This is a genomic window from Gordonia rhizosphera NBRC 16068, from assembly GCF_000298195.1.
In the GTDB taxonomy this organism is placed as follows: domain Bacteria; phylum Actinomycetota; class Actinomycetes; order Mycobacteriales; family Mycobacteriaceae; genus Gordonia; species Gordonia rhizosphera.
Genome location: NZ_BAHC01000197.1, coordinates 113409 through 134766, shown reverse-complemented (window position 1 = coordinate 134766; position 21358 = coordinate 113409). Strand labels below are relative to the sequence as shown.

16 protein-coding genes and 1 pseudogene are annotated in these 21358 nt (G+C 66.9%); 12 read left to right on the top strand and 5 right to left on the bottom strand.

Annotated elements, in window-relative coordinates; genetic code table 11:
• Positions 1 to 3 precede the first annotated feature (3 nt).
• The 3 genes from hpf (at position 4) to GORHZ_RS24165 (ending at position 4506) form a co-directional block, all read left to right on the top strand.
• A complete protein-coding gene (gene hpf / locus GORHZ_RS24175) occupies positions 4 to 798 on the top strand; it encodes a ribosome hibernation-promoting factor, HPF/YfiA family (RefSeq protein WP_040533285.1) in 795 nt (264 codons plus the stop codon).
• 183 nt (positions 799 to 981) lie between these two features.
• Positions 982 to 3837 carry a preprotein translocase subunit SecA gene (secA, locus tag GORHZ_RS24170; protein ID WP_006337761.1) on the top strand — a complete coding sequence of 952 codons (2856 nt, stop codon included), beginning with the start codon at positions 982 to 984 and terminating at the stop codon, positions 3835 to 3837.
• Positions 3838 to 3915: 78 nt separating this feature from the next.
• Complete coding sequence (locus GORHZ_RS24165; protein WP_006337760.1) at positions 3916 to 4506, top strand: Rv3235 family protein; 591 nt, start codon at positions 3916 to 3918, stop codon at positions 4504 to 4506.
• A gap of 5 nt (positions 4507 to 4511) precedes the next feature.
• Here GORHZ_RS24165 and GORHZ_RS24160 read toward each other — a convergent pair whose 3' ends face one another.
• Positions 4512 to 5588 (bottom strand): 2,3-butanediol dehydrogenase, encoded by a 1077-nt coding sequence (locus GORHZ_RS24160; RefSeq protein ID WP_006337759.1) that lies wholly within the window; start codon positions 5586 to 5588, stop codon positions 4512 to 4514.
• A 136-nt stretch (positions 5589 to 5724) separates the two neighbouring features.
• Here GORHZ_RS24160 and GORHZ_RS24155 point away from each other — a divergent pair, with 136 nt between their 5' ends.
• The 6 genes from GORHZ_RS24155 to GORHZ_RS24130 all read left to right on the top strand — a co-directional run bounded on the left by GORHZ_RS24155 (position 5725) and on the right by GORHZ_RS24130 (position 13087).
• Positions 5725 to 7185 (top strand): wax ester/triacylglycerol synthase family O-acyltransferase, encoded by a 1461-nt coding sequence (locus GORHZ_RS24155; RefSeq protein ID WP_006337758.1) that lies wholly within the window; start codon positions 5725 to 5727, stop codon positions 7183 to 7185.
• A gap of 74 nt (positions 7186 to 7259) precedes the next feature.
• Complete coding sequence (locus tag GORHZ_RS24150) at positions 7260 to 7826, top strand: DUF6912 family protein (protein ID WP_006337757.1); 567 nt, start codon at positions 7260 to 7262, stop codon at positions 7824 to 7826.
• A gap of 108 nt (positions 7827 to 7934) precedes the next feature.
• A complete protein-coding gene (locus GORHZ_RS24145) occupies positions 7935 to 9050 on the top strand; it encodes a ferredoxin reductase (protein ID WP_040533246.1) in 1116 nt (371 codons plus the stop codon).
• Between the two features lie 97 nt (positions 9051 to 9147).
• Complete coding sequence (locus GORHZ_RS24140; RefSeq protein ID WP_040533283.1) at positions 9148 to 10254, top strand: GNAT family N-acetyltransferase; 1107 nt, start codon at positions 9148 to 9150, stop codon at positions 10252 to 10254.
• 223 nt (positions 10255 to 10477) lie between these two features.
• A complete protein-coding gene (locus GORHZ_RS24135; RefSeq protein ID WP_006337751.1) occupies positions 10478 to 11803 on the top strand; it encodes a fatty acid desaturase family protein in 1326 nt (441 codons plus the stop codon).
• A gap of 87 nt (positions 11804 to 11890) precedes the next feature.
• Entirely contained in the window at positions 11891 to 13087 is a 1197-nt protein-coding gene (locus tag GORHZ_RS24130; RefSeq protein ID WP_006337749.1) for a fatty acid desaturase family protein, read from the top strand.
• A gap of 83 nt (positions 13088 to 13170) precedes the next feature.
• Here the strand turns inward: GORHZ_RS24130 and GORHZ_RS24125 are convergent, their stop codons facing one another.
• Entirely contained in the window at positions 13171 to 14430 is a 1260-nt protein-coding gene (locus tag GORHZ_RS24125; protein ID WP_006337747.1) for an MFS transporter, read from the bottom strand.
• An 81-nt stretch (positions 14431 to 14511) separates the two neighbouring features.
• Between GORHZ_RS24125 and GORHZ_RS24120 the strand changes: the two genes are divergently transcribed.
• On the top strand, positions 14512 to 15402 hold the full coding sequence (locus tag GORHZ_RS24120; RefSeq protein WP_040533279.1) for a LysR family transcriptional regulator: 891 nt from the start codon (positions 14512 to 14514) through the stop codon (positions 15400 to 15402).
• Between the two features lie 44 nt (positions 15403 to 15446).
• On the opposite strand, the gene GORHZ_RS24115 is transcribed toward GORHZ_RS24120, so the two are convergent.
• Together GORHZ_RS24115 and GORHZ_RS24110 are read right to left on the bottom strand one after the other, a co-directional pair.
• Positions 15447 to 16226, bottom strand: a complete 780-nt coding sequence (locus GORHZ_RS24115) for a TIM barrel protein (RefSeq protein ID WP_006337742.1) — start codon at positions 16224 to 16226, stop codon at positions 15447 to 15449.
• Positions 16226 to 17290 carry a Gfo/Idh/MocA family oxidoreductase gene (locus GORHZ_RS24110; RefSeq protein WP_006337741.1) on the bottom strand — a complete coding sequence of 355 codons (1065 nt, stop codon included), beginning with the start codon at positions 17288 to 17290 and terminating at the stop codon, positions 16226 to 16228. The genes GORHZ_RS24115 and GORHZ_RS24110 overlap by 1 nt, the downstream gene beginning before the upstream one ends.
• 101 nt (positions 17291 to 17391) lie before the next feature.
• Between GORHZ_RS24110 and GORHZ_RS24105 the strand changes: the two genes are divergently transcribed.
• A complete protein-coding gene (locus GORHZ_RS24105) occupies positions 17392 to 18429 on the top strand; it encodes a LacI family DNA-binding transcriptional regulator (RefSeq protein WP_040533243.1) in 1038 nt (345 codons plus the stop codon).
• Between the two features lie 125 nt (positions 18430 to 18554).
• Here the strand turns inward: GORHZ_RS24105 and GORHZ_RS24100 are convergent, their stop codons facing one another.
• Complete coding sequence (locus GORHZ_RS24100) at positions 18555 to 20021, bottom strand: sugar porter family MFS transporter (RefSeq protein WP_006337739.1); 1467 nt, start codon at positions 20019 to 20021, stop codon at positions 18555 to 18557.
• 195 nt (positions 20022 to 20216) lie between these two features.
• On the opposite strand from GORHZ_RS24100, the pseudogene GORHZ_RS24095 reads away from it, so the two are divergent.
• Positions 20217 to 21233 (top strand): annotated as a pseudogene (locus GORHZ_RS24095) (Gfo/Idh/MocA family oxidoreductase).
• The last annotated feature ends 125 nt before the right edge of the window (positions 21234 to 21358 follow it).

Here is a 21358-nt window from a genome sequence, read left to right as displayed (position 1 = left end):
GTCATCCACCGCAAGGGCAACCGCGAATCCAAGGTCGGGGCTCGTGAGGACGCGCGCAGCCATGCGGCGAACGCCGCCCCGGTCGACGACTCGGCGTTCGATCCGAGCTTCGCCTTCGTTCGCCCGCCCGGCACCGTGGAAGCCGCCGAGCCCGCCCAACCCACCGCGACGGTCGACTTCAGCGGCCGAAACGTGGAGATCCCAGACCACTACCGCATCTACGTCGGCGACAAGCTCGCGCGGCTCGAGCGGTTCGATCCCTCTATCTTCCGTTTCGACGTCGAGCTGTACCACGAACGCAACCGCCGCCAGTCCAAGGTGTGCCAGCAGGTTGAGATCACTGCGATCGGCAAGGGCCCCAAGGCCCGTGCCCAGGCGTCCGGTGAGAACTTCTACGCGGCTCTCGAGGGCGCCCTCGACAAGCTGGAATCGCGGTTGCGTCGGGTGAAGGACCGTCGTCGTGTCTCCTACGGCAACCGACGTCCGATCTCGGTCGCCGAGGCCACCGAGGTCGGTGCGCCGCCGCTGCGGGACAACCAGCTCGAGGCGCAACCCGAGTCGAGCACGATCTCGGACCAGGCCGAACGCGTGTGGGATGACGGTGTCGAGGACCACGAGCCCGGCACGGTGGTGCGCATCAAGGAGCACGAGGCGGTGCCGATGTCTGTTGACGACGCCCTCTACGAGATGGAGCTGGTCGGACACGACTTCTTCCTGTTCCACGACAAGGAGACCGAGAAGCCGTCCGTGGTCTACCGGCGCCACGCCTTCGACTACGGGTTGATCCGTCTCGCCTGACGCTGATCCGTCTCGCCTGACGCTGATCCGTCTCGCCTGACGCTGATCCGTCTCGCCTGACGCGTCGGGCCTGACACCGATCAGGTTGCATTCAGATGACGCCGGTACCATGGAATCCGGCCTGTACTTGGCTACAGGCCGGATTTCGTGTGTAAGCGACAAGAGTGAGGGACTCGATCCACGGTGCTGAACAAGCTGCTGCGCGTCGGTGAAGGCCGAATGGTCAAACGACTCGACGCGATCGCGTCGCAGGTCGAGTCGCTCGCCGACGATGTCGAGGCGTTGACGGACGACGAACTGCGCGCGAAGACCGACGAGTTCAAGGAGCGCTACGCCGACGGCGCGTCCCTCGACGAACTGCTTCCCGAGGCGTTCGCAGTCGCACGGGAGGCCGCCTGGCGTGTCCTCGAACAGAAGCACTTCCACGTGCAGATCATGGGTGGCGCGGCACTGCACTACGGCAACATCGCCGAGATGAAGACCGGCGAGGGCAAGACGTTGACCTGTGTGCTGCCCGCCTACCTGAACGCGCTGGCCGGCGACGGCGTGCACGTCGTCACCGTCAACGACTACCTGGCGAAACGTGACTCCGAGTGGATGGGGCGTGTGCACAGGTTCCTCGGTCTGGACACCGCGGTGATCCTCACCGGGATGAATTCCGAGCAGCGTCGGGAGGCCTACGCGGCCGACATCACCTACGGGACCAACAACGAGTTCGGGTTCGACTACCTGCGCGACAACATGGCGCACAACCTTCCCGACCTCGTGCAGCGCGGCCACAACTTCGCCATCGTCGACGAGGTCGACTCGATCCTGATCGACGAGGCTCGCACGCCGCTGATCATCTCCGGTCCCGCCGAGGGTTCGAGCAAGTGGTACGTCGAGTTCGCACGTATCGTGCCGCTGCTCGAACGGGATGTGCACTACGAGGTCGACATCAAGAAGAAGACCATCGGCGTGCACGAGGCGGGTGTGACCTTTGTCGAGGACCAGCTCGGCATCGACAACCTCTACGAGGCGGCCAACTCGCCGTTGGTGAGCTACCTGAACAACGCGATCAAGGTCAAGGAGCTCTTCCACCGCGACAAGGACTACATCGTCCGCAACGGCGAGGTGCTCATCGTCGACGAGTTCACCGGCCGTGTGCTCGACGGTCGCCGCTTCAACGAGGGTCTGCACCAGGCGATCGAGGCCAAGGAGCGCGTGGAGATCAAGCCGGAGAACCAGACGCTGGCCACGATCACGCTGCAGAACTACTTCCGCATGTACGACAAGCTCGCAGGCATGACGGGTACCGCCGAGACCGAGGCGGCCGAGTTCGACCAGATCTACAAACTCGGGGTGCTGCCGATCCCGACCAACAGGCCGATGATCCGCAAGGATCAGACCGACCTGATCTACAAGACCGAAGAGGCGAAGTTCGACGCGGTGGTCGACGACATCACCGAACGGCACGAGAAAGGCCAGCCGGTCCTGATCGGTACCACCAGCGTCGAACGCTCGGAGTACCTGTCGCGTCAGCTCGCCAAGCGCGACGTCCCGCACAACGTGCTGAATGCGAAGTTCCATGAGCAGGAAGCGCAGATCATCGCGGAGGCGGGTCGCGCAGGTGCGGTCACCGTCGCGACCAACATGGCCGGCCGTGGCACCGACGTCGTGCTCGGCGGCAATCCCGACATCATCGCCGACACCCGGCTGCGCAAGGCGGGCCTGGACCCGGTGCACACGCCCGAGCAGTACGAAGAGGCGTGGCCGGAGGCCATCGAGGTGGCCCGCGCCGATGCGACCGAGCAGGCCGAGGCGGTGCGGGAGGCCGGTGGTCTCTACGTCCTCGGCACCGAGCGCCACGAGTCGCGACGGATCGACAACCAGCTCCGTGGTCGTTCCGGGCGGCAGGGTGACCCGGGGGAGTCGAGGTTCTACCTGTCGCTGGGCGACGAACTGATGCGGCGGTTCAACGGCGCCGCGCTCGAGGCGATCATGAACCGCGTCAATCTGCCCGACGATGTGCCCATCGAGGCGAAGATGGTGACCAAGGCCATCCGTAGCGCGCAGACACAGGTCGAGGAGCAGAACTTCGAGATCCGCAAGAACGTCCTCAAGTACGACGAGGTGATGAACGAGCAGCGCAAGGTCATCTACGGCGAGCGCCGCCGCATCCTCGAGGGTGAGGACCACCGCGAGCAGGTGCAGACCATGATCGACGAGGTCGTGGGCGCCTACGTCGACGGCGCGACCGCCGAAGGCTATACGGAGGACTGGGACCTCGACCAGCTCTGGACGGCGCTGCGCACGCTGTATCCGATCTCACTGGAACCCAAGGAGGTCGTGGGCGAGGACGAGTTCGGTGAGCGCGAGGACATCAGCCCCGACGAGCTGAAGCAGACCCTGCTCTCCGACGCCCATCAGGCCTACGAAAAGCGTGAGGCCGAGATCGAGGGCATCGCCGGTGAGGGCGCCATGCGGCAGCTCGAGCGCAGCATCCTGCTGACCGTGCTGGACCGCAAGTGGCAGGATCACCTGTACGAGATGGACTACCTGCGCGAGGGCATTCACCTGCGCTCGATGGCCCAGCGTGATCCCGTGGTCGAGTACCAGCGTGAGGGCTACGACATGTTCACCGGTATGCTCGACGGCCTCAAGGAAGAGGCGCTCGGGTTTCTCTACAACGTGCAGGTGCAGACCGAGCAGGCGGCGCCGGCCCCGGCGCTCGCCCCGGTGCCGACCGCAGCACCCACCGCCGCAGCGCTCGCGGCGGCGGCTGCGGCGAACGGCGTCCCGGGCTCCCCGGCTTCCGAGGAGGAATCGGAGTCCCAGGTTCCGGCGGCACTGCGTGCGGTCGGGGTGGACAAGCCGGACGTCCCGATGACGTTCTCCGGTCCGTCCGAGGGTGGCGGCACCGAGACGCACTCGGCCGAGGAGGAACTCGACGATCCGGCCCTGGTCTCGGCCACGCGCCGGGAGCGTCGGGCCGCGGCACGACAGAGCGTCAAGGGGACCCGGGCGAAGCCGCCGAAGTCCAAGCGACGTCGTCGCTGACCCACGGGTCGGACCCGTTATCTGACACCGTCGGATGATTGATGGGAACCGGATGCGGCGCTGCTGCGTCCGATTCTCATGGAGACGCCTCGAGTCCTGATCCGTCCGGCCCCGCCCTACGAGCCGATGGCCCGCGTCGTCGCCGACGCCGCCACCGACTCCACGCTCGACGGTGCGCCGCGGCCCGTCGAACCGGTGGTCACCGATCCGTCAAGCGTGCGCGACGCCGACCCGGGGGCCGCGGACGAGTCGGGGCGTGGCGGCTCGCGCACGGTGTCGGCCACGACCCTCGAGGCGCGCAAGTTCGCGATCAGCACCATCACCCTGCTCTTCGAGGTCCTCGATCGACGCCGCAGCCTGAATCAACTCGACGCCCACACGACGGTGCACCTGCTCGACCACGTTGCGGCCCTGGCGCGGGCCCAGGGCACGTCGAGGTCCACGGGCGCGGTGGAGGCCTCCGCGACACTGCGTCGGATGCACGTGCAGATGTTGGGGCCCGGCGCCGCGGAGATCTTCGGCAGCTATCGGCGCGGCGAGCGGGTCCGCGCGTTCGCCGGGCGCATCGAGCGACGCCCGCGCCGGGTCCGGACCTCCGTCGGGTCCGGACCGGGACTACGTCGGGCCGTCGAATATCGATGGCAGCTGGTTGCCTTCAGTCTCGCGTGAGCAGTTCACAGACCGGCGCCGGACGGCGACACCAGGATCTTGACCGCGGTCTCGTTGCGGTTGATGAGCGTGTCGAAACCCGCGTCGATGAGGTGATCGAGACCGATCCGGCCGGTGATGAAGGGGGCCAGATCGACCTTGCCCTGCTCGACGAGTTCGATGGTCGCGGGATGGCTGTTCACATACGCGATGGTGCCGCGCATGTCGATCTCCTTGAGCACCAGTTTCTGCATGTCGACCGACCCGGGGTGGCTCCAGATGGAGACGACGACGAGCACCCCGGTGGGCTTGAGAGCGTCGAGGAGGGTGTCGAGGGCGGGCTGCACGGACGTGCACTCGAACCCGACGTCGGCACCTCGTCCGCCGTTGATGTCGCGGACCCGGGCGACCACGTCGTCGGCGACGGGGTCGACGATGTGATCGCCGACGCCCGCCTCGACCGCCTTGTTGCGTCGCAGGGAACTGGGCTCGCTGATGATCGTGGTGATGCCCTTCGCCTTACACACCGCCGCGGTCAGGAGGCCGATCGGCCCGGCGCCGGTGATCAGTGCGGTCGCACCCGACGCGGCGCCGCTGCGCTCGACCGCGTGATACCCGACCGACAGCGGCTCGATGAGCGCGGCCTGATCGAGTGGGATGTTCGAGGAGATCTTGTGCACCCACCGGCGCTTCACGGTGATCTTCTCGCCGAGCCCTCCGCCGCAGCCGCCGAGGCCGATGAAGTTCATGTCCTCGGACAGGTGATAGTCGTGGCTGTCGGGTCCGGTGTCCACATCGTCGTGCAGGATGTAGGGCTCGACCACGACGTGATCGCCCACCGCGATGTCGTCCAGGCCCGCGCCGACGGCGTACACCACACCCGACATCTCGTGACCGAGCGTGATCGGTGCACTCTCCTTGCTGATCGGCTGCGGATGCCCGGCCGGCGGGATGAAGATCGGCCCTTCGGCGTACTCGTGCAGATCGGTGCCGCAGATACCGCACCAGGCGACGTCGATCCCGACCGTGCCCGGGACCACCTCCGGTTCGGTGATGTCCTCGATCCGGATGTCGCCCCGGTCGTAATAGCGTGCAGCCCGCATTGGTGTCTCCCTCGTCGTCGATGGGTCTCCTCCGACTCCACCTCGTGGCCCTCGGTGAGACAACGGTTGCAGTGGGTTGCATCGGACACCACGAGCCGGCCACCTATCTCCGAGACACACCACTAGGATTTGCCATGTGGTGAACCGACTGTCTCCGAGTGACGCGATGTTCTACTTCCTCGATGACTCCGGTTCCACGACCCATCTGGGCGCGTTGCTGATCCTCGATCCGGCCGGGGCCGGTACGGGCGCCGACGCCGACGAGGACGGCTCCGCTACACCGCCGCCCGCGACCCTGGACTATCAGCGGTTGGTCGGCCTGGTGGAGAACCGGCTACAACTGATGCCGCGGTATCGGCAGGTGGTGCGGGAGGTGAGCCTCGGTCTCGCTCGACCGGTCTGGGTCGACGACCCCGATTTCGACATCAATTTCCACATCCGCAGGTCCGGACTACCGCGGCCCGGCGCCCGGGTGCAGTTGCAAGACCTGATCGCCCGGGTGATGTCCCGCCCGCTCGACCGCACGCGACCGTTGTGGGAGATGTATCTGATCGAGGGGCTCGCCGACGGGAAACTGGCGATCCTGACCAAAACCCATCGGTGTCTGGTCGACGGCGAGTCCGCGTTCGAGATCAGCGAGATCATCTCCGACCCGGTTCCGGAGGTCGAGCCTCTCGCCGAAGACCTCTGGATGCCGGGTTCTCCGCCGGGAGCGACGTATCTGGCTCTGGGCGCGCTGGCCGAGGCGCTGTCGCGGCCCGGTGACCTGGTCGACTCGGTGGTGCACGGGAACGGGATCGTCTCGGATCTGCGGGCGACCGCCGAAGGGGTCCTGCGACGGTTCGGCGGTATCGTGCAGCAGCTCACCGATTCCGCGCCGTCGAGCCCGCTGAACAGCGCGTCGACCTCCACCCGGATCTTCGCGGTCGCGTCGGTCCCGCGGCGTGGATGCGCGAAGATCGCCGACCGCTACGAGTGCACCGTCAACGACGTAGAACTCGCGATCATCACGGGAGTGCTGCGGCGGTGGATGCTGTCCTTCAACGAGTCATTGCAGTCCGGCGACACGGTCCGCGTGGTGCTGCCGCTGTCGACCCGCGATCCGGCAATCGAGCGCCGCATCGAACCGGACGGCCGGCTGATCACCGTCGAGAAACCGAGCTTCGTCACCGATCTCCCGGTCGGCGAGGACAATCCGGCGGTCCGTCTCGCCCAGGTGGCGGGGCTGGCCAATCGGTTCGCGCATTCGTCGCGACGATTGTCGATGGGGCCGCGACCGCTGCTGCCCGAACTCGGCGTCGTCCCCTTCCCCGAGTTCAGCTCTCGTGCGTTCCGCAGCCTTAATCAGCGCAGCTACAACGTGCCGGTGGCGATCGGAACCGGGCCGGTGTCGGCCCGGTTCGTCGCCGGAATCCCGGTGGCCGAGATGTTCGCGATCCCGCTGCTGATGGCCCAGCGCGCGTTGTCGATCAGCGTCACCGAATACCACGACAACCTGCAGTTCGCATTCATGGCCGACCGCGGGGTGCTCAGCGACCTGTATGCGATGACCGACTACGTGACCGATTCCTACGAGGAACTCGAGTCGACCTACTGACTACAGTTGGCGCTGAGGATCGCGCGGCGCCGCTGGTGGCCGGGCACCGCAGGTGAGTGAGGGGAACGGGTGCGATGAGGGTGTATCTGCCGGCGACGTTGACGATGCTCATGGAGCTCACCGAGACCGGTGTGTTCCGGGCGATCGGCGGCACGGGTTTCGCCCTCACCCCCGCGCTGCGCGAGTCGTTCCTGTCCGGCGACGACGAGGAACTCTCCGAGGTGGCCATGCGGGAGGCTGCCCGTGCCTCGTTGCGACTGCTCGCCGGTGAGGCCCCCGAGGCGGGCGACCTCGTCGCCGACGCCGACCTCGCAGCCGACGAGTCGAGCACCAAGCCCGGGGACACCCCGAGGTTGCCGCCGCGTCGAGTGGTGGTCGCCGCCGATGTCGGCGATGTCACCCTGCGCCCCGAACTCGACGATGCCGTGGTGAAGATCGCCGGCCCGGTACCGATGCGCGACATCGCGTCGGTGCACGTCGACGGCGCCGACGCCGAGGAGAAGGTCCGTGCGGCGGTGGTGGTCATCGACGCCGCCGACCTCGGCGATCAGGACGCCGAACTCGCGGTCGGGGACGTCGAGGACTACGACCTCGCCTGGTACGCCACCCAGGAGTTGCCCTTCCTGCTCGAACTGCTGTGACCACCCACCTTTGCGGAGCCCCGCAAATCGCGTAACCTACGGAAGCGTAGGTTGGCGAAATCGTCGCGGGCACCGAAGCACGCGACCATGCGAATGAGGTGAGTGCACATGGGCTGGCTCGAACGTTTCGAGGAACCGGTCGCCGATGTCGCGGCGCGCAGCCGCGGGGCGCAATGGGCGCGTGCCGCCCTGTCGCGGATCACCACGCCGCTCTTGCCCGACGACTACCTGCATCTGGCGAACCCGCTCTGGTCCGCGCGTGAGCTGCGCGGGAAGGTCGTCTCGGTCACCCCGGAGACCGAGGATTCGGCGACGATCCGTATCCGACCCGGGTGGGGCTTCTCGCTCGACTACGCGCCGGGGCAGTACGTTGGCATCGGGGTTCTGGTGGACGGGCGGTGGACCTGGCGTTCGTACTCGCTGACGTCGGCGCCCGTCGATGCGGGGGACAAGACCATCGCGATCACCGTGAAGGCGATGCCCGAGGGATTCTTGTCCTCGCACCTGGTCAACGGGTTGCGGCCCGGCACCGTGGTGCGCCTCGCCGCACCGCAGGGCGAGTTCGTGCTGCCCGACCCGTTGCCCGCCAAGATCCTGTTCGCGACGGCCGGCAGCGGCATCACCCCGATCATCTCCATGCTGCGTACGATCCGGCACCGTGGGCAGGAGACCGACATCCGACTCGTGCATTCGGCGCCCACACCCGACGATCTGATGTTCGGTGACGAGTTGGCCGTCATGGCCACCGACGGTGTCATCGACCTGCACGTGCAACACACCCGCTCGGAGGGCAAGGTGACCCCGGAGCGGCTCGTCGAGCTGGTCCCGGACTGGTCAGAACGGCAGACCTGGGCCTGCGGTCCGTCCGGATTCCTCGACGCGCTGCACCACATGTTCGCCGAGGCCGATTTGGCCGATCACCTCCACATCGAGCGGTTCGCCCTCGAACGAGGGGCGCACGGGGCCGAGGGCGGAACCGTCACGTTCGGCCGGTCCGGCCGCACCGCCACCGACATCGACGGCGCCACCACGCTGCTCGAGGCCGGGGAGGAGGCCGGGGTGCTCATGCCGTTCGGCTGCCGGATGGGTATCTGCCAGAGCTGCGTGGTGATGCTCGACAAGGGCTGCGTCCGAGACCTGCGGACCGGTGTCGAGCACGTCGAGGGTGAACGCATCCAGACCTGCATCAGCGCCGCCGCCGGGGACTGCACCCTCGACGTCTGATACTGCTCTCCTCCCTCGTCCCCGTCGGCGGCAGCGCCCGAAGGGTTAGGCTGAGTCGGACAGACCGACCACGGAGCCGACGATGGAGGAGATCCGCGTGCGTGTTGAACTGTCCCGATTGGCGGAGTCGATCGAGGTCCCGGTCCTGTCCGACGGGGTCGTGTCGCTGCGGGCACATCGGCCCGATGACATTGACCGGGTGGTGGAATACGCGACCGATCCCTTGACGATGCGCTGGGCGAAGATGCCCTCGCCCTACGGCCGAACCGATGCCGAACGTTTCATCACCGGTGCGCTTCGGGGCTGGGATTCCGGGGCCTCGATGATCTGGGCGATCGAATGCGAGGGCCGCTTCATCGGCAGCGTGGACCTGCGTGGCTCCGGTCGGGTGGTCGATATCGGGTTCGTTCTGCATCCGGACGCCCGCGGCGAAGGGTTGGCCCGGCGCGCGCTCGTCCTTGCCATGGATTACGCAGCCACCGAACGCGACGTCGAGGTGGTGCGGTGGGAGGCGGCCGAGGGCAACCTCACCAGCCTGCGCACGGCCCACGCGGCGGGGTTCACCCTGCTCGCCAAGTTGCCCGACTGGCTCGAGATGAACAGCGGTGTGGTCGACGCGTGGTCTGCGAAGTGGCATGCCGGCGACGACTTCGCCCCCAAGTCCACCTGGCGCACCACCACCTTCGAGACCGAGCGGTTCCGGCTGCGGCCGCTGTCGGCCGCCGACGACGAGCGCATCCGCGAGACCCTCGACGACCCGATCTCGCGCAAATACCTGTTCGGGCGCCCATCGCCGCTGACCGTGGAACACGCGGCCGCCGAACGTACCCGCAAATGGTGGACCGCCGCGTGCGGGCAGACCTGTACGTGGGCGGTGGCTGACAAGGAGAACGACCTCTACCTCGGTGACATCTCGCTGTTCAAGATCGATGACGTCACCGGTGCCGAGGCGGGGTTCTACACCCACCCCGAGGCGCGGGGCACCGGCGTGCTGCGCGAGACGTTCCCCGCGGCCGTGCGCCACAGCTTCGATGTCCTGGGGTTGCGTCGGCTGACGCTCTTCGCCGCGGCGAGCAACAAGGGGAGCTGGGCGCTCGCCGAGGCCGCCGGGATGCACCGTTTCGGCACCCAGCCCCTCGCCGCACTGTCGGCCGGGGTCATGGAAGACCTTTTCGGGTACGAACTGCTCCGCGACGAGGCCTGACCGCCTGGCCCGCCGGCCTCCCGCGACCTCCACCCCGTCGATCCCTAGACCCCGCCCCGTCGACTGTGCGCACCCCACCGTCGACCGTGCACATCCAGACGTCGATCGTGCTCTGATCTCGAGAGGGCTGGGCCACATTCCGTGCCGGGGGCTGGACAGAACGGCCCCATGCAACCTACGCTTGCGTAAGTTACGGAATGGTAGGTCGACCGCGAGGAGCAATATGGCGATCACGGACATCCCTGAATACGCACATCTGTCCGAGTCCGATGTCGAGGCGCTCGGCGCCGAACTCGACGCGATCCGCGCCGAGATCGAGGCCGATCGTGGAGAGCGCGACGCGCGCTACATCCGCAATACGATCCGCTTCCAGCGTGGCATGGAGCTGGCCGGTCGTGCGCTGATCTTCGGGTCTTCGAAGCGGTCGATGTGGTGGGCGGGCGCCGGGGCGCTCGGCATCGCCAAGATCGTCGAGAACATGGAGCTCGGGCACAACGTGATGCACGGGCAGTGGGACTGGATGAACGATCCGGAGGTGCACTCCACCACGTGGGAGTGGGACAACACCGATCCTTCGGCGCACTGGAAGCACACCCACAACTACATCCACCACAAGTACACCAACGTGCTGGGCATGGACGACGACGTGGGCTACGGGCTGCTGCGCGTCACGCGCGACCAGCGCTGGCGTCCGTTCTATCTCGGCAACCTCGCTTACAACACGCTGCTCGCGTTGTTCTTCGAGTGGGGTGTGGCGGCACAGCATCTCGAGCTGGGCAAGAAGCGCCGGACGCCGGAGGCCAAGGAGCAGTTCCGTCGCGATCTGAGCGACGTCGGCCGCAAGATCGGCAAGCAGGTCGCCAAGGACTACGTCGTCTATCCGGCGGTCGTGAGTGCGGCCACCGGCCGGCGGGTGGGCTTCGGCCGGGCCTTCGGTAAGGCCGCGACCGCCAATGCGACGGCCAACATCATCCGCAACGTGTGGACCAACGCCGTCATCTTCTGCGGACATTTCCCCGATGGCGCCGAGAAATTCACCAAGCAGGACGTCGACGGTGAGACACAGGCCGAGTGGTACCTCCGTCAGATGCTGGGCAGCGCGAACTTCCGCTCGGGTCCGGTGCTGGGCTTCATGAGCGGCAACCTCTCGTACCAGATCGAGCACCACATCTACCCGGATCTGCCGAGCAACCGGCTGCCGGAGATCTCGGTTCGAGTGCGGGCGCTATGCGAGAAGTACGACCTGCCCTACACCACCGGCCCGCTGCCCGTGCAGTACGCCAAGGCCTGGCGCACCATCGCCAAACTGTCACTGCCGGACAAGTATCTGAAGGCGACCACCGACGATGCGCCGGAGACGGCCTCGGAGCGGCGTTTCAAGGACGGTCTGCCCGAGGATCTGCGCCTGCAGTCGACGGTGGATCCGATGACGGGTCGTCGTCGTGGTCTGCGCTCGGCGATCAAGTCGTTGCGTGAGGGTTCCGGACTCCTCCGTCGCCGGGTGCGCCCGGCCGAGGCGTCCACGCCGGTCGCACGCCGGGCTGCCTAGCAATCCTGGGGCATTTGGGCGAAATACGAGGTCGGGGGACCAATGACCGTGGAACACCACTCTGGTGTGCAGGCATAATGGGCGTCAATGGCCATCACTGACATCAACGCCTACGCACACCTGACGGAAGCCGACGTCGAGGCGCTCGGCGCGGAACTCGACGCACTGCGACGTGAGATCGAGTCCGACCGCGGCGAGCGCGACGTCCGCTACCTGCACCGTACGATTCTCGCGCACCGGATCCTCGAGGTGGCGGGACGCGCCGCCCTGCTGGGCAGCCACAAGCGGTCGCTGTGGCTGCTCGGTACCGGCGCACTCGCGGTCTCGAAGATCATCGAGAACATGGAGCTCGGGCACAACGTGATGCACGGGCAGTGGGACTGGATGAACGATCCCGAGGTCCATTCGACGACCTGGGAATGGGACATGGTGTGTGCGTCCCCGCACTGGAAGCACTCGCACAACTACATCCACCACAAGTACACGAACGTCGTCGGGATGGACGACGACGTCGGCTACAAGATCCTGCGGGTGACCCGTGACGAGCCCTGGGAGCCGCGGCGCGCCTTCCAGCCGCTGTTCAACGTGTTGCTCGGCCTCACCTTCGAATGGGGCATCGGCCTGCACGACCTGGCCCTGAAGGAGGTCATCGCGGGCCGCAAGCCCAAAGAGGTCGCGATCCCGCAGATCAAGCAGTTCGGCCGCAAAGTCGGCAAGCAGGTCGCCAAGGACTACGTGCTGTTTCCCGCGCTGACCGGGCCGAACTTCAAACACACGCTGACCGCCGATCTCACTGCGAACCTGATCCGCAACGTATGGGCGTATGTGGTGATCTTCTGCGGCCATTTTCCCGATGGCGCAGAGAAATTCACCGTCGAGTCACTCGAACACGAGACCCACGGCCAGTGGTATCTCCGCCAGATGTTGGGCACCGCGAACTTCAATGCGGGCCCCGCGATGGCGTTCATGAGCGGCAACCTCTGCTATCAGATCGAGCACCATCTCTACCCGGATCTGCCGAGCAACCGCTACGCCGAGATCGCCGAGCGCGTCCGAGGGCTGTGCGACAAGTACGACCTGCCGTACACCACCGGGTCGTTGTTCGTGCAGTACATGAAGACGTTGCGCACCATCAACAAGCTCGCGCTTCCGGATCAGTTCCTTCGCGACACCGCCGACGACGCGCCGGAGACCGCGTCCGAGCGTCGGTTCGCCGGGATGCCGAAGGTCCGTGGACTCAAGACCGCGATCGCGGAGCTCCGCCGAAAAAATCTGTCGCGCTAGCTAATTCGCCCCCCCGGGTATGTGGTTCGTTCTCCGTCTGCACGTGGAGTATCAACCCATACCCGGGGGACGAACCTTGGCACTCAGGTTCGCAAGCGGGCGTGCGCGGCGACGCCCTGTATCGGGTGTGCACGTTCGGTCCGCGCGAACAGGGCCCAGGCAGCAAACCCGGTCGCCGCGGAACCGATCCCGAGCCCGCACACGAGCGACCAGCCGCCGGCCTGATAGGCCCAGGCGCCCACCGACGACCCGATCACGCCGCCCGCGAAGTAGGCCACCATGTAGGCGGTCGTCAAACGGGAACGGGCTCGGTCATCGAGCGAGTACACGCCGGTCTGATTGGCCAGTTGCACGCCCTGCACGCCGAAGTCGAACACGAGCAATGCCACGATCAGGATCATGACGTCACGAGCGCCGACCCACAGCAGCGCCCAGCCGACGACCTGTACCACCCACGCCATGTACTGGGTGTGGCGCAGATAGCCGCGGTCGGCGAGCTTGCCGACGATGGGTGCGCCCAGGGCACCGGCGACGCCCGCCAGACCGAAGAGTCCGATCGACGCTTCGGGGTAGTCGTAGGGTGAATCTCCGGCACCGGCCAGCAGGAAGGTGATCGCGGTCCACAAGCCGCTGAATGCCGCCATGTTGAGCCCGCCCAGGATCATGCGGTGACGCAACACGGGTTGCTGCCACACGAGGGTCAGAATCGAGGCCAGCACCTGCGAATAGCTCTGCCGAGATCCGGCTGCCGCGGGCCGCGCCCCGGGCGCCCGGAACCACACCGCCAGGGCCATTGTCAGCTGCACCGCCGCGGCGACGAACAGGATGGCCCGCCATCCGCCGATCTCGGCGACCAGTCCGGAAAGGACACGGGAGAACAGGATTCCGATGAGCAGCCCGCTCATCACGTGTCCCACCACCGCGCCGCGTTCGTGCGGTCCGGCGATCGCGGCCGCCCACGGAACGACGACCTGAGCCGCCGACGCGGACACGCCGACGGCAAACATCATGGTCAGCAGGCCACCGTAGGAGGGCAGCAGTCCGGCCGCCAACAGTGCCACGCAGGAGACGACCAACAGTCCGGTCACGAGTCGACGGCGGTTGACGAAATCGCCCAGCGGGACGACGAAAGCGAGTCCGAGGAGATAGCCGATCTGTGTGAGGGCCACCACCAGCCCCGCGGTCGCGGTCGAGATGGAGAAATCCACGCTGATCTCGTGCAGTAGCGGCTGGAGGTAGTAGAGGCAGCCCGCCGATGATCCCGCGGTCACCGCGAACAGGAAGACCACGAATCTACTGAGGCGGACCTCCGCGTGTGAGGATTCACCGCTGGTCACTGTCATGACTCCATGATCCGGGCTACGCACCTTCTGGAATAGCGATAGATTTTGATATGAGTATCTCGGATTGTGATGGAGGTGGCGATGGAGCTACGCCATCTGGAGTATTTCCTCGCTTGCTGTGACCAGGGGACGTTCACCGCGGCCGCGCGTTCGCTCAATGTCGTTCAATCGGCGGTGTCGACGGGGGTTGCGAGGCTGGAACGGGAGCTCGGGGAGCGGCTGTTCGATCGGACGCCCACCGTGCTGGTCCTCACCGACGCCGGGCGTGCGGTGGTGGGTCCGGCTCGCGCGGCGCTGCGTGCTCGGGCCGACGTGTTCGACGCGATCGCAGGAGTCCGCGGCGAGATCAGCGGCGAGGTGGCCGTGGGCGCGCTGGTGAACATCGTGTCCATCGACCTGGCCGAGGCCCTGGCCGAACTCCATCGGCGCCATCCCGGGATCACGATCGCGATGCGACAGAATCCGCGTGGCACCTCCGGCAACATCGTCGGCATCCGCGCGGGCACACTGGACCTCGCGTTCCTGGGCGCCTACCCGGAGCATGTCCCCGGGATCGCTGTCTACCGCCTGGCGGCCGAGCCGTTGGTCCTCGTCTGTTCGCCGGATCACCACCTGGCGCAAGCCGGGTCCTTTGCGACCGCCGATCTGACCGAGGAGCGTGTCATCGACTATCCGCCGGGGTGGGGGACGCGGGCAGTGGTCGACCAGGAGGTTCCCGTTCGACGGACGGTGATCGAGGTGGCCGACCAGTTCTTCGGAATGAGTTTGGCGGTCAAGGGTTTCGGTGTCACCCTTGTTCCGCTCGGTGTTGCCCGCGAACAGTCAGGGGTGCCGATCGTGCCGTGTTCGGACAAGCAGCTGGTGTGGGAGATCTCGATCGCCCACTCGTCCACGCGCACACCGTCGAGGGCGGCGCGAGCCGTCCTCGACAGCGTGCTCGAATTGGCCCGACCGGCTGCCGTCGGCAAGTGACGACCACGCTCCCACCGGCGAGCACCTCGAGGTGGCGCGGCTCGTCAGGCGAATGCTGCAGTGAAGGCATCAAGCGCGGCGTCGGGGTCTGAGCTCGCCCATCCTTCCAGACCGACCACCCCGTCGTAGCCGATCTCTTTGAGTGCCTTGGCGATCGCCGGATAGTTGATCTCGCCGGTGCCCGGCTCGCATCGTCCCGGGACGTCGGCGACCTGGATCTCGCCGACGAAAGGCATTGCGCTGCGGCATAGTTCGATGAGGTTCCCCTCGCCGATCTGCGCATGATAGAGATCCAGGTTCATCCGCAGATGGGGCGAGTCGACGGCCCGGACCAGGGTCATGGTGTCGGCCGCGGTGGCGAACGGGGTGCCCGGATGATCGACGGCGAGGTTGAGGTTCTCCAGGGTGAACACCCGACCGTGACGTTCCCCGAGTTCGGCGAGACGGCGCAGGGTGTCGGCGGCGGTCAGCCACATCGCCGGCGTGACCACCTCGACCGGTTTGACCGGCAGGCCCTTTGGTCCGAGTCCGGTGCCGTGCACGTTGAGGCTCGGACAGTCCAGCTGTTCGGCCACCTTCAGCGACTGTTCGGCGGTATCGAGAAACTCGGCGATGCCATCCGGGTCGGTGAGGTTGCCGGTGAGATACCCCGTCATCGACACGAACGACGCGCCGGTCGCGACGAGGGCGTCGATGTCCTTGGTGGACCAGTCCCAGATCTCGACGAGGAGCCCCCGCTCGTGGATGGCACGCACCCGATCGACGAAAGGCCGGTCGACATAGAGCATCTCGGCGCTGGCGGCCAGCGAGTACGGGGCCGACATCACGCGATCTCCGCGATCGACACGGTCGCACCGGTCTCGATGCTGCGGATCGCTGCGAGCGCGATCTGCAAGGCGGTGCGGGCGTCGTGGCCGGAGACGACAGCGGTCGAGCCGGTCCGCACGGCATCGGCGAACGCCGACAGTTCGCCCACGTACGCGTCATGCAGCAGGTCGGTGTCGCGACGGGCGGTGTCGATCTCCACACCGGCCGCGCCGTAGAACGTCATGTCGGTGGTACGGCCGTCACCGGCGGTCGCCATGCCCTTCGACCCGAACACCTCGCCACGGACGTCGTACCCGTAGAGAGCCGAGAAGCTGGCCTCGGCGGTGGCGATGGCGCCGTTGTCGAAGGTGATGGTGACCACGGCGGTGTCCAGATGCCCCGACGCCTTGGCGTCCGGCCGGATCAGCGCGTCGGCGAACGCGTGCACCGACACCGGCCGCGCACCCGGGTTGAGGAAGCAGAGGGTGTCGAAATCGTGGATCAGCGTCTCGAGGAAGATCGTCCACTGCGGCACCCGGACGGGGTCCACCTCCCACGGTCCGGGATCGCGGGTCAGCGATCGGAGGAGCTGCGGGGTGCCGACGCGGCCGTCGTCAACGGCCCGGCGTGCCGCGGCGAACCCGGGCGCGAACCGGCGGTTGAAGCCGACCTGCAGCACCACACCGGCGGCCTCGGCGGCCGCGATCGCCCGATCCGCCTCGTCGAGGGTCACCGCCATCGGCTTCTCGCAGAAGACATGCTTGCCCGCGGCGGCGGCGCGACACACCAGGTCGCTGTGGCTGCGGGCAGGCGCTGTGATCAGCACGGCGTCGACCTCGGGGGAGACGAGCACCTCGTCGATGTCGGTGGTCGCGAACGGCGCGTCGACGGCGTCCGCCAGGCGCGCGGCAGCCCCATCGACGGGGTCGGCGACCGCGGTGACGATCGCGCCATACACATGGCGTGCCACCAGCGCGGTGTGGCTGCTGCCGATCCGCCCGGCGCCGATGGTGGCGATGCGGACGGGTGCGTTCGGTCGGTGGGGGGTCGTGGCGGTGGCCACGGAGGGGGCGCTGGTCATGAGTTCTCCGATTGTCTCCGAAGGATGATCTATAACGTTCTAGTAGAACGTTCTAGGCTAGACTAGGACGCACTGTTCGCACTCGTCAAGGGGAGAAACGGATGCCGCAACGGCGCAGGGAGAAACGCAGCGGCGCGAGGATGACGCTCGCCGACGTCGCCCGCGAGGCCGGCGTCTCGACGGCGCTGGTCTCGATCGTCATGCGCGACGCACCCGGCGCGAGCGACGAGACGCGGGCGCGTGTTCGACGGATCGCCGACGAGCTGGGCTACGTACCCGATCAGCGGGCGCGCAAGTTGCGCCAGTCGTCGTCGCGGTTGTTGGGCGTGACCTTCGAACTACGCGAGCCGTTCCACGGCGACCTCGTCGAGGAGATCTACGCCGTCGCGGCCGAAGCTGACTACGACGTCGTGATCAGCGCGATCGCGCCGACCCGTTCGGAATCCCGGGCGCTGGACACCGTGCTCAGCGAACGCTGTGAGGCGGCGATCCTGCTCGGTTCCCGGCTCGACGACGACGCGCTGGCCACGACCGCGCGCCGGCTACCGGTTGTGGTGGTTGCACGAGGTAGTGACGTCGACGACGTCGGGTTCGTGCGCAGCGACGATTCCGCCGGTATCGGGCTGGCCGTCGATCATCTGGTCGAGCTCGGGCACTCCGACATCGTGCACATCGACGGAGCCGACGCCCCCGGTGCGCAGGATCGTCGGGAGGGTTTCCGCGCGGCGATGGCACGCCACGGCCGCAGCGATCATGCGCGGATCGTGCGGGGTGGGCTCGGGCAGATCGACGGCGCCCGCGCGATGCGCGAGGTGTTCGACGCCGGCGACCCGCCCACCGCCGTCATCGCCTTCAACGACGACTGCGCGACCGGGGTCATCGACGCGATCGGTCACGCGGGACTGCGGGTGCCCGAGGACATCTCCGTCGTCGGCTACGACGACGCCCGGCTCGCCTCCCGTCTGCGGGTGCCGCTGACCACGGTCTCGCAGGATGCCCGGCAGATGGCCGCCGATGCGGTGGCAGGGGTGCTGACGATGATCGACGGGGGCGAGCCGCCGGCGACCGTGCGGCTGCCCACGCTGGTGGTGCGTGGGACGACGGCAACCGCTCTCCGAGACCCTGCGTCTGCTCGCTGACGGGCTCTCCCCGCGAAAACGCCCCACGCAAAGCGCCCCTCACAGCGGGCGCACCGACGTGGCGTCGATGTTCCGGCTGTGAGGGGCTCTTGTCCGGGCGGAATTTTGCCAGACCGGCCGACCGGTCAGGCGTCGGCCTTCGCTCGCAGGTGATGGGTGTAGATCGCGCCGGTCGTCACATCCTCCTCGACCTCCTCGAGGGTGCGGCCGCGAGTCTCCGGGGCCTGCGTGTAGACGAAGATCAGCGCGAAGATGCCGACCACACCGAACATGAAGAAGGTTCCGGTGATACCGATCGCCTCGACCAGCGTCGGGAAGAACAGGCCGAGGAAGGCGTTGGTCATCCACAGGCAGAACACGGAGATGCCGATCGCGAGACCGCGGATCTGCAACGGGAAGATCTCCGAGAGCAGGACCCAGATCGCGACGTTGAGGAAGGTCTGCATCGAGCCGACGAACAGGACGACCAGCAGCAGGATCACATAGGGACGCAGTGGGTTACCCACGGGCAACAGGATCGACGCGATACCGATGAGGAAGTGGCACACGGTGGTGAGGCTGAAGCCGATCAGCAGTGTGGTGCGACGGTTCATGTGCTGTGCCAGCCACAGGGCCGTGATGGAGCCGACGACGCCGATCACGCCGGGCGCGATGTTGGCGACGAGGGCGGCGTTGGAATCGAATCCGGCCTCCTTCAGAACCGACTGGCCGTAGTACATGATCGAGTTGATACCGGTGAGCTGCTGGGCCACACCGAGGCCGATGCCGACGAGAATGATGCGACGCACCCATTTGCTGTCTCGGATCGATGACCAGCCGGCGTGGACGCGGTTCTTCTCCATCTCGGCGATCTCGGTGATCATGTCGATCTCGGCCTGGGCGCGCTGCGGGGTCCGGATGGTTCCGAGAACTTCGAGTGCTTTGTCGTGACGACCCTGAGAGATCAGCCAGCGCGGCGATTCCGGCACCCGCAGCATGCCGACCATCAGGCATATGGCGGGCAGCGCCGCGACGGCCAGCATGATGCGCCAGACGCCCTCGTGCTCACCCCACACGTTGCCGATGATCGCGTTGACGACGAACGCGGCCAGCTGGCCCACGACGATCATCACCTCGTTGCGGCCGGCGAGCGATCCGCGGATCTCGTAGGGCGCGAGTTCGGCGAGATAGACCGGAACGACGGTGGACGCGGCGCCGACCGCGAGGCCGAGGATGACGCGACCAAGGACCATCACTCCGAAACCCGGGGCGAACACACAGGTGAGTGCGCCGATCAGGAAGAGAGCCGCGAGCAGGACGATGGCCTTGCGGCGCCCCCAGGAATCCGACAGGCGGCCGCCGATCATGGCGCCGAACGCCGCCGCAAATAGGAGCGAACTCGTCACGACGCCTTCAGTGAAGGCCGTCAGGCCGAGGTCGGTCTTCATCGGCTCGAGTGCGCCGTTGATCACGCCGGTGTCGTAGCCGAAGAGCAGGCCGCCCAGAGTGGCGATGAGCGCGACCGAGTGGAGACGGCGACGGAAAGGACCGTGTCCCAGCGGGGGTAGTGCGGCTCGTTCTCTGGCGAGCTCTGCATGCTCGGCTGTGGACATCGGCGCTCCTTCGTTGGGTTACATCGGGCCGTTGACGTGACTGTGGTCACGCGCTGAGTTAACCGTAAGTGTCTTAATGTCCTAACAATCTGTCAAGTCGTGTAGATCACGATTGTAGAGCCCCCTCGAGGCGTGGTAGCGCGCATAAGCAGCAGATTTGTCAAGAATATGTCAGTACAAATTGAGGAGAAATTGATGAGACTGGGACCGGTCGGATACGGGGTGGGCGGTCGACTCCTCCACGCCCCGTACATCGACGCGGTGCCCGAGATCGAACTCGTCGGTGTGGTGACCCGCAATGCGGAGCGTCGTCGAGAGGTTGCCGAGGACCTGCCCGGTGTCGCGGTGTTCGATTCGCTGGGCGCCCTGCTCGACACCGGGGTCGACGCGGTGACGATTACGACACCGCCGCAGACGCGTCGCGAGTTGGTCCTGGAGGCGGTGAAGCGGGGCGTGCACGTCGTCGCCGACAAACCTTTCGCACCCGATGCCGCGGGTGGGCGCGAGTTGGCCGACGCCGCGGAGAGTGCCGGCGGGCTACTGAGTGTCTTCCACAACCGTCGCTGGGACACCGATCTGGCCGTGGTCCGGGGCGTGCTGCCCGAGCTCGGTGACGTGTGGCGGTGCGAATCGCGCTTCGACCTCGATGAGCCGGGTTCGCTCGAGGTGGGATCGACCGGCGGGCTGCTGCGCGATCTCGGTGCCCATCTCGTCGACCAGATGCTCGCGTTGTTCGGTCCGGTCGCCACGGTCACCGGTCATCTGGATGTGGTCGAGCAGCCCACGGGGCGGACGGACTGCGGGTTCGTGGTGTCGATGACCCATCGCAGCGGGGTGTTCTCGACGGCGAGCGCCAGCAAGATCAACCACGTGGCGGCGCGGCAGTGGCGGATCTACGGCTCGGAGGGTGCCTAGGTCAGCGACGGCACGGACGTGCAGACCGATCTGATCAAGGCGGGTCGTCGGCCCGGCGACGATCCCGAATCGTGGGGCTATGAGCGGCCGGATCGCCTCGGCGTGCTGCATACCGACAAAGGGGCGAAGTCCGTCCCGTCGGCGCAGGGGCGCTACGGCGAGTTCTATCGGCAGTTCGCCGCTGCCGTGGACCACGGTGCGCCGCAGCCGGTTCCGGCGCGCGAGGGTATCTCGGTCCTCGAGGTGCTCGACGCCGTGCGCGTGAGCGACGAGACCGGCGCCACGATCCGCCTGTGACGTCCGCCGAGAACACACAAAGCTCGCACAAACACGCAAAGATTTCCGTGATTCTGCGAGTTTTGCGTGTGTAGCCGATCCTGATCCGGTCGGACGCCGAGTTGACGATGCGTGGCCGGCAACTG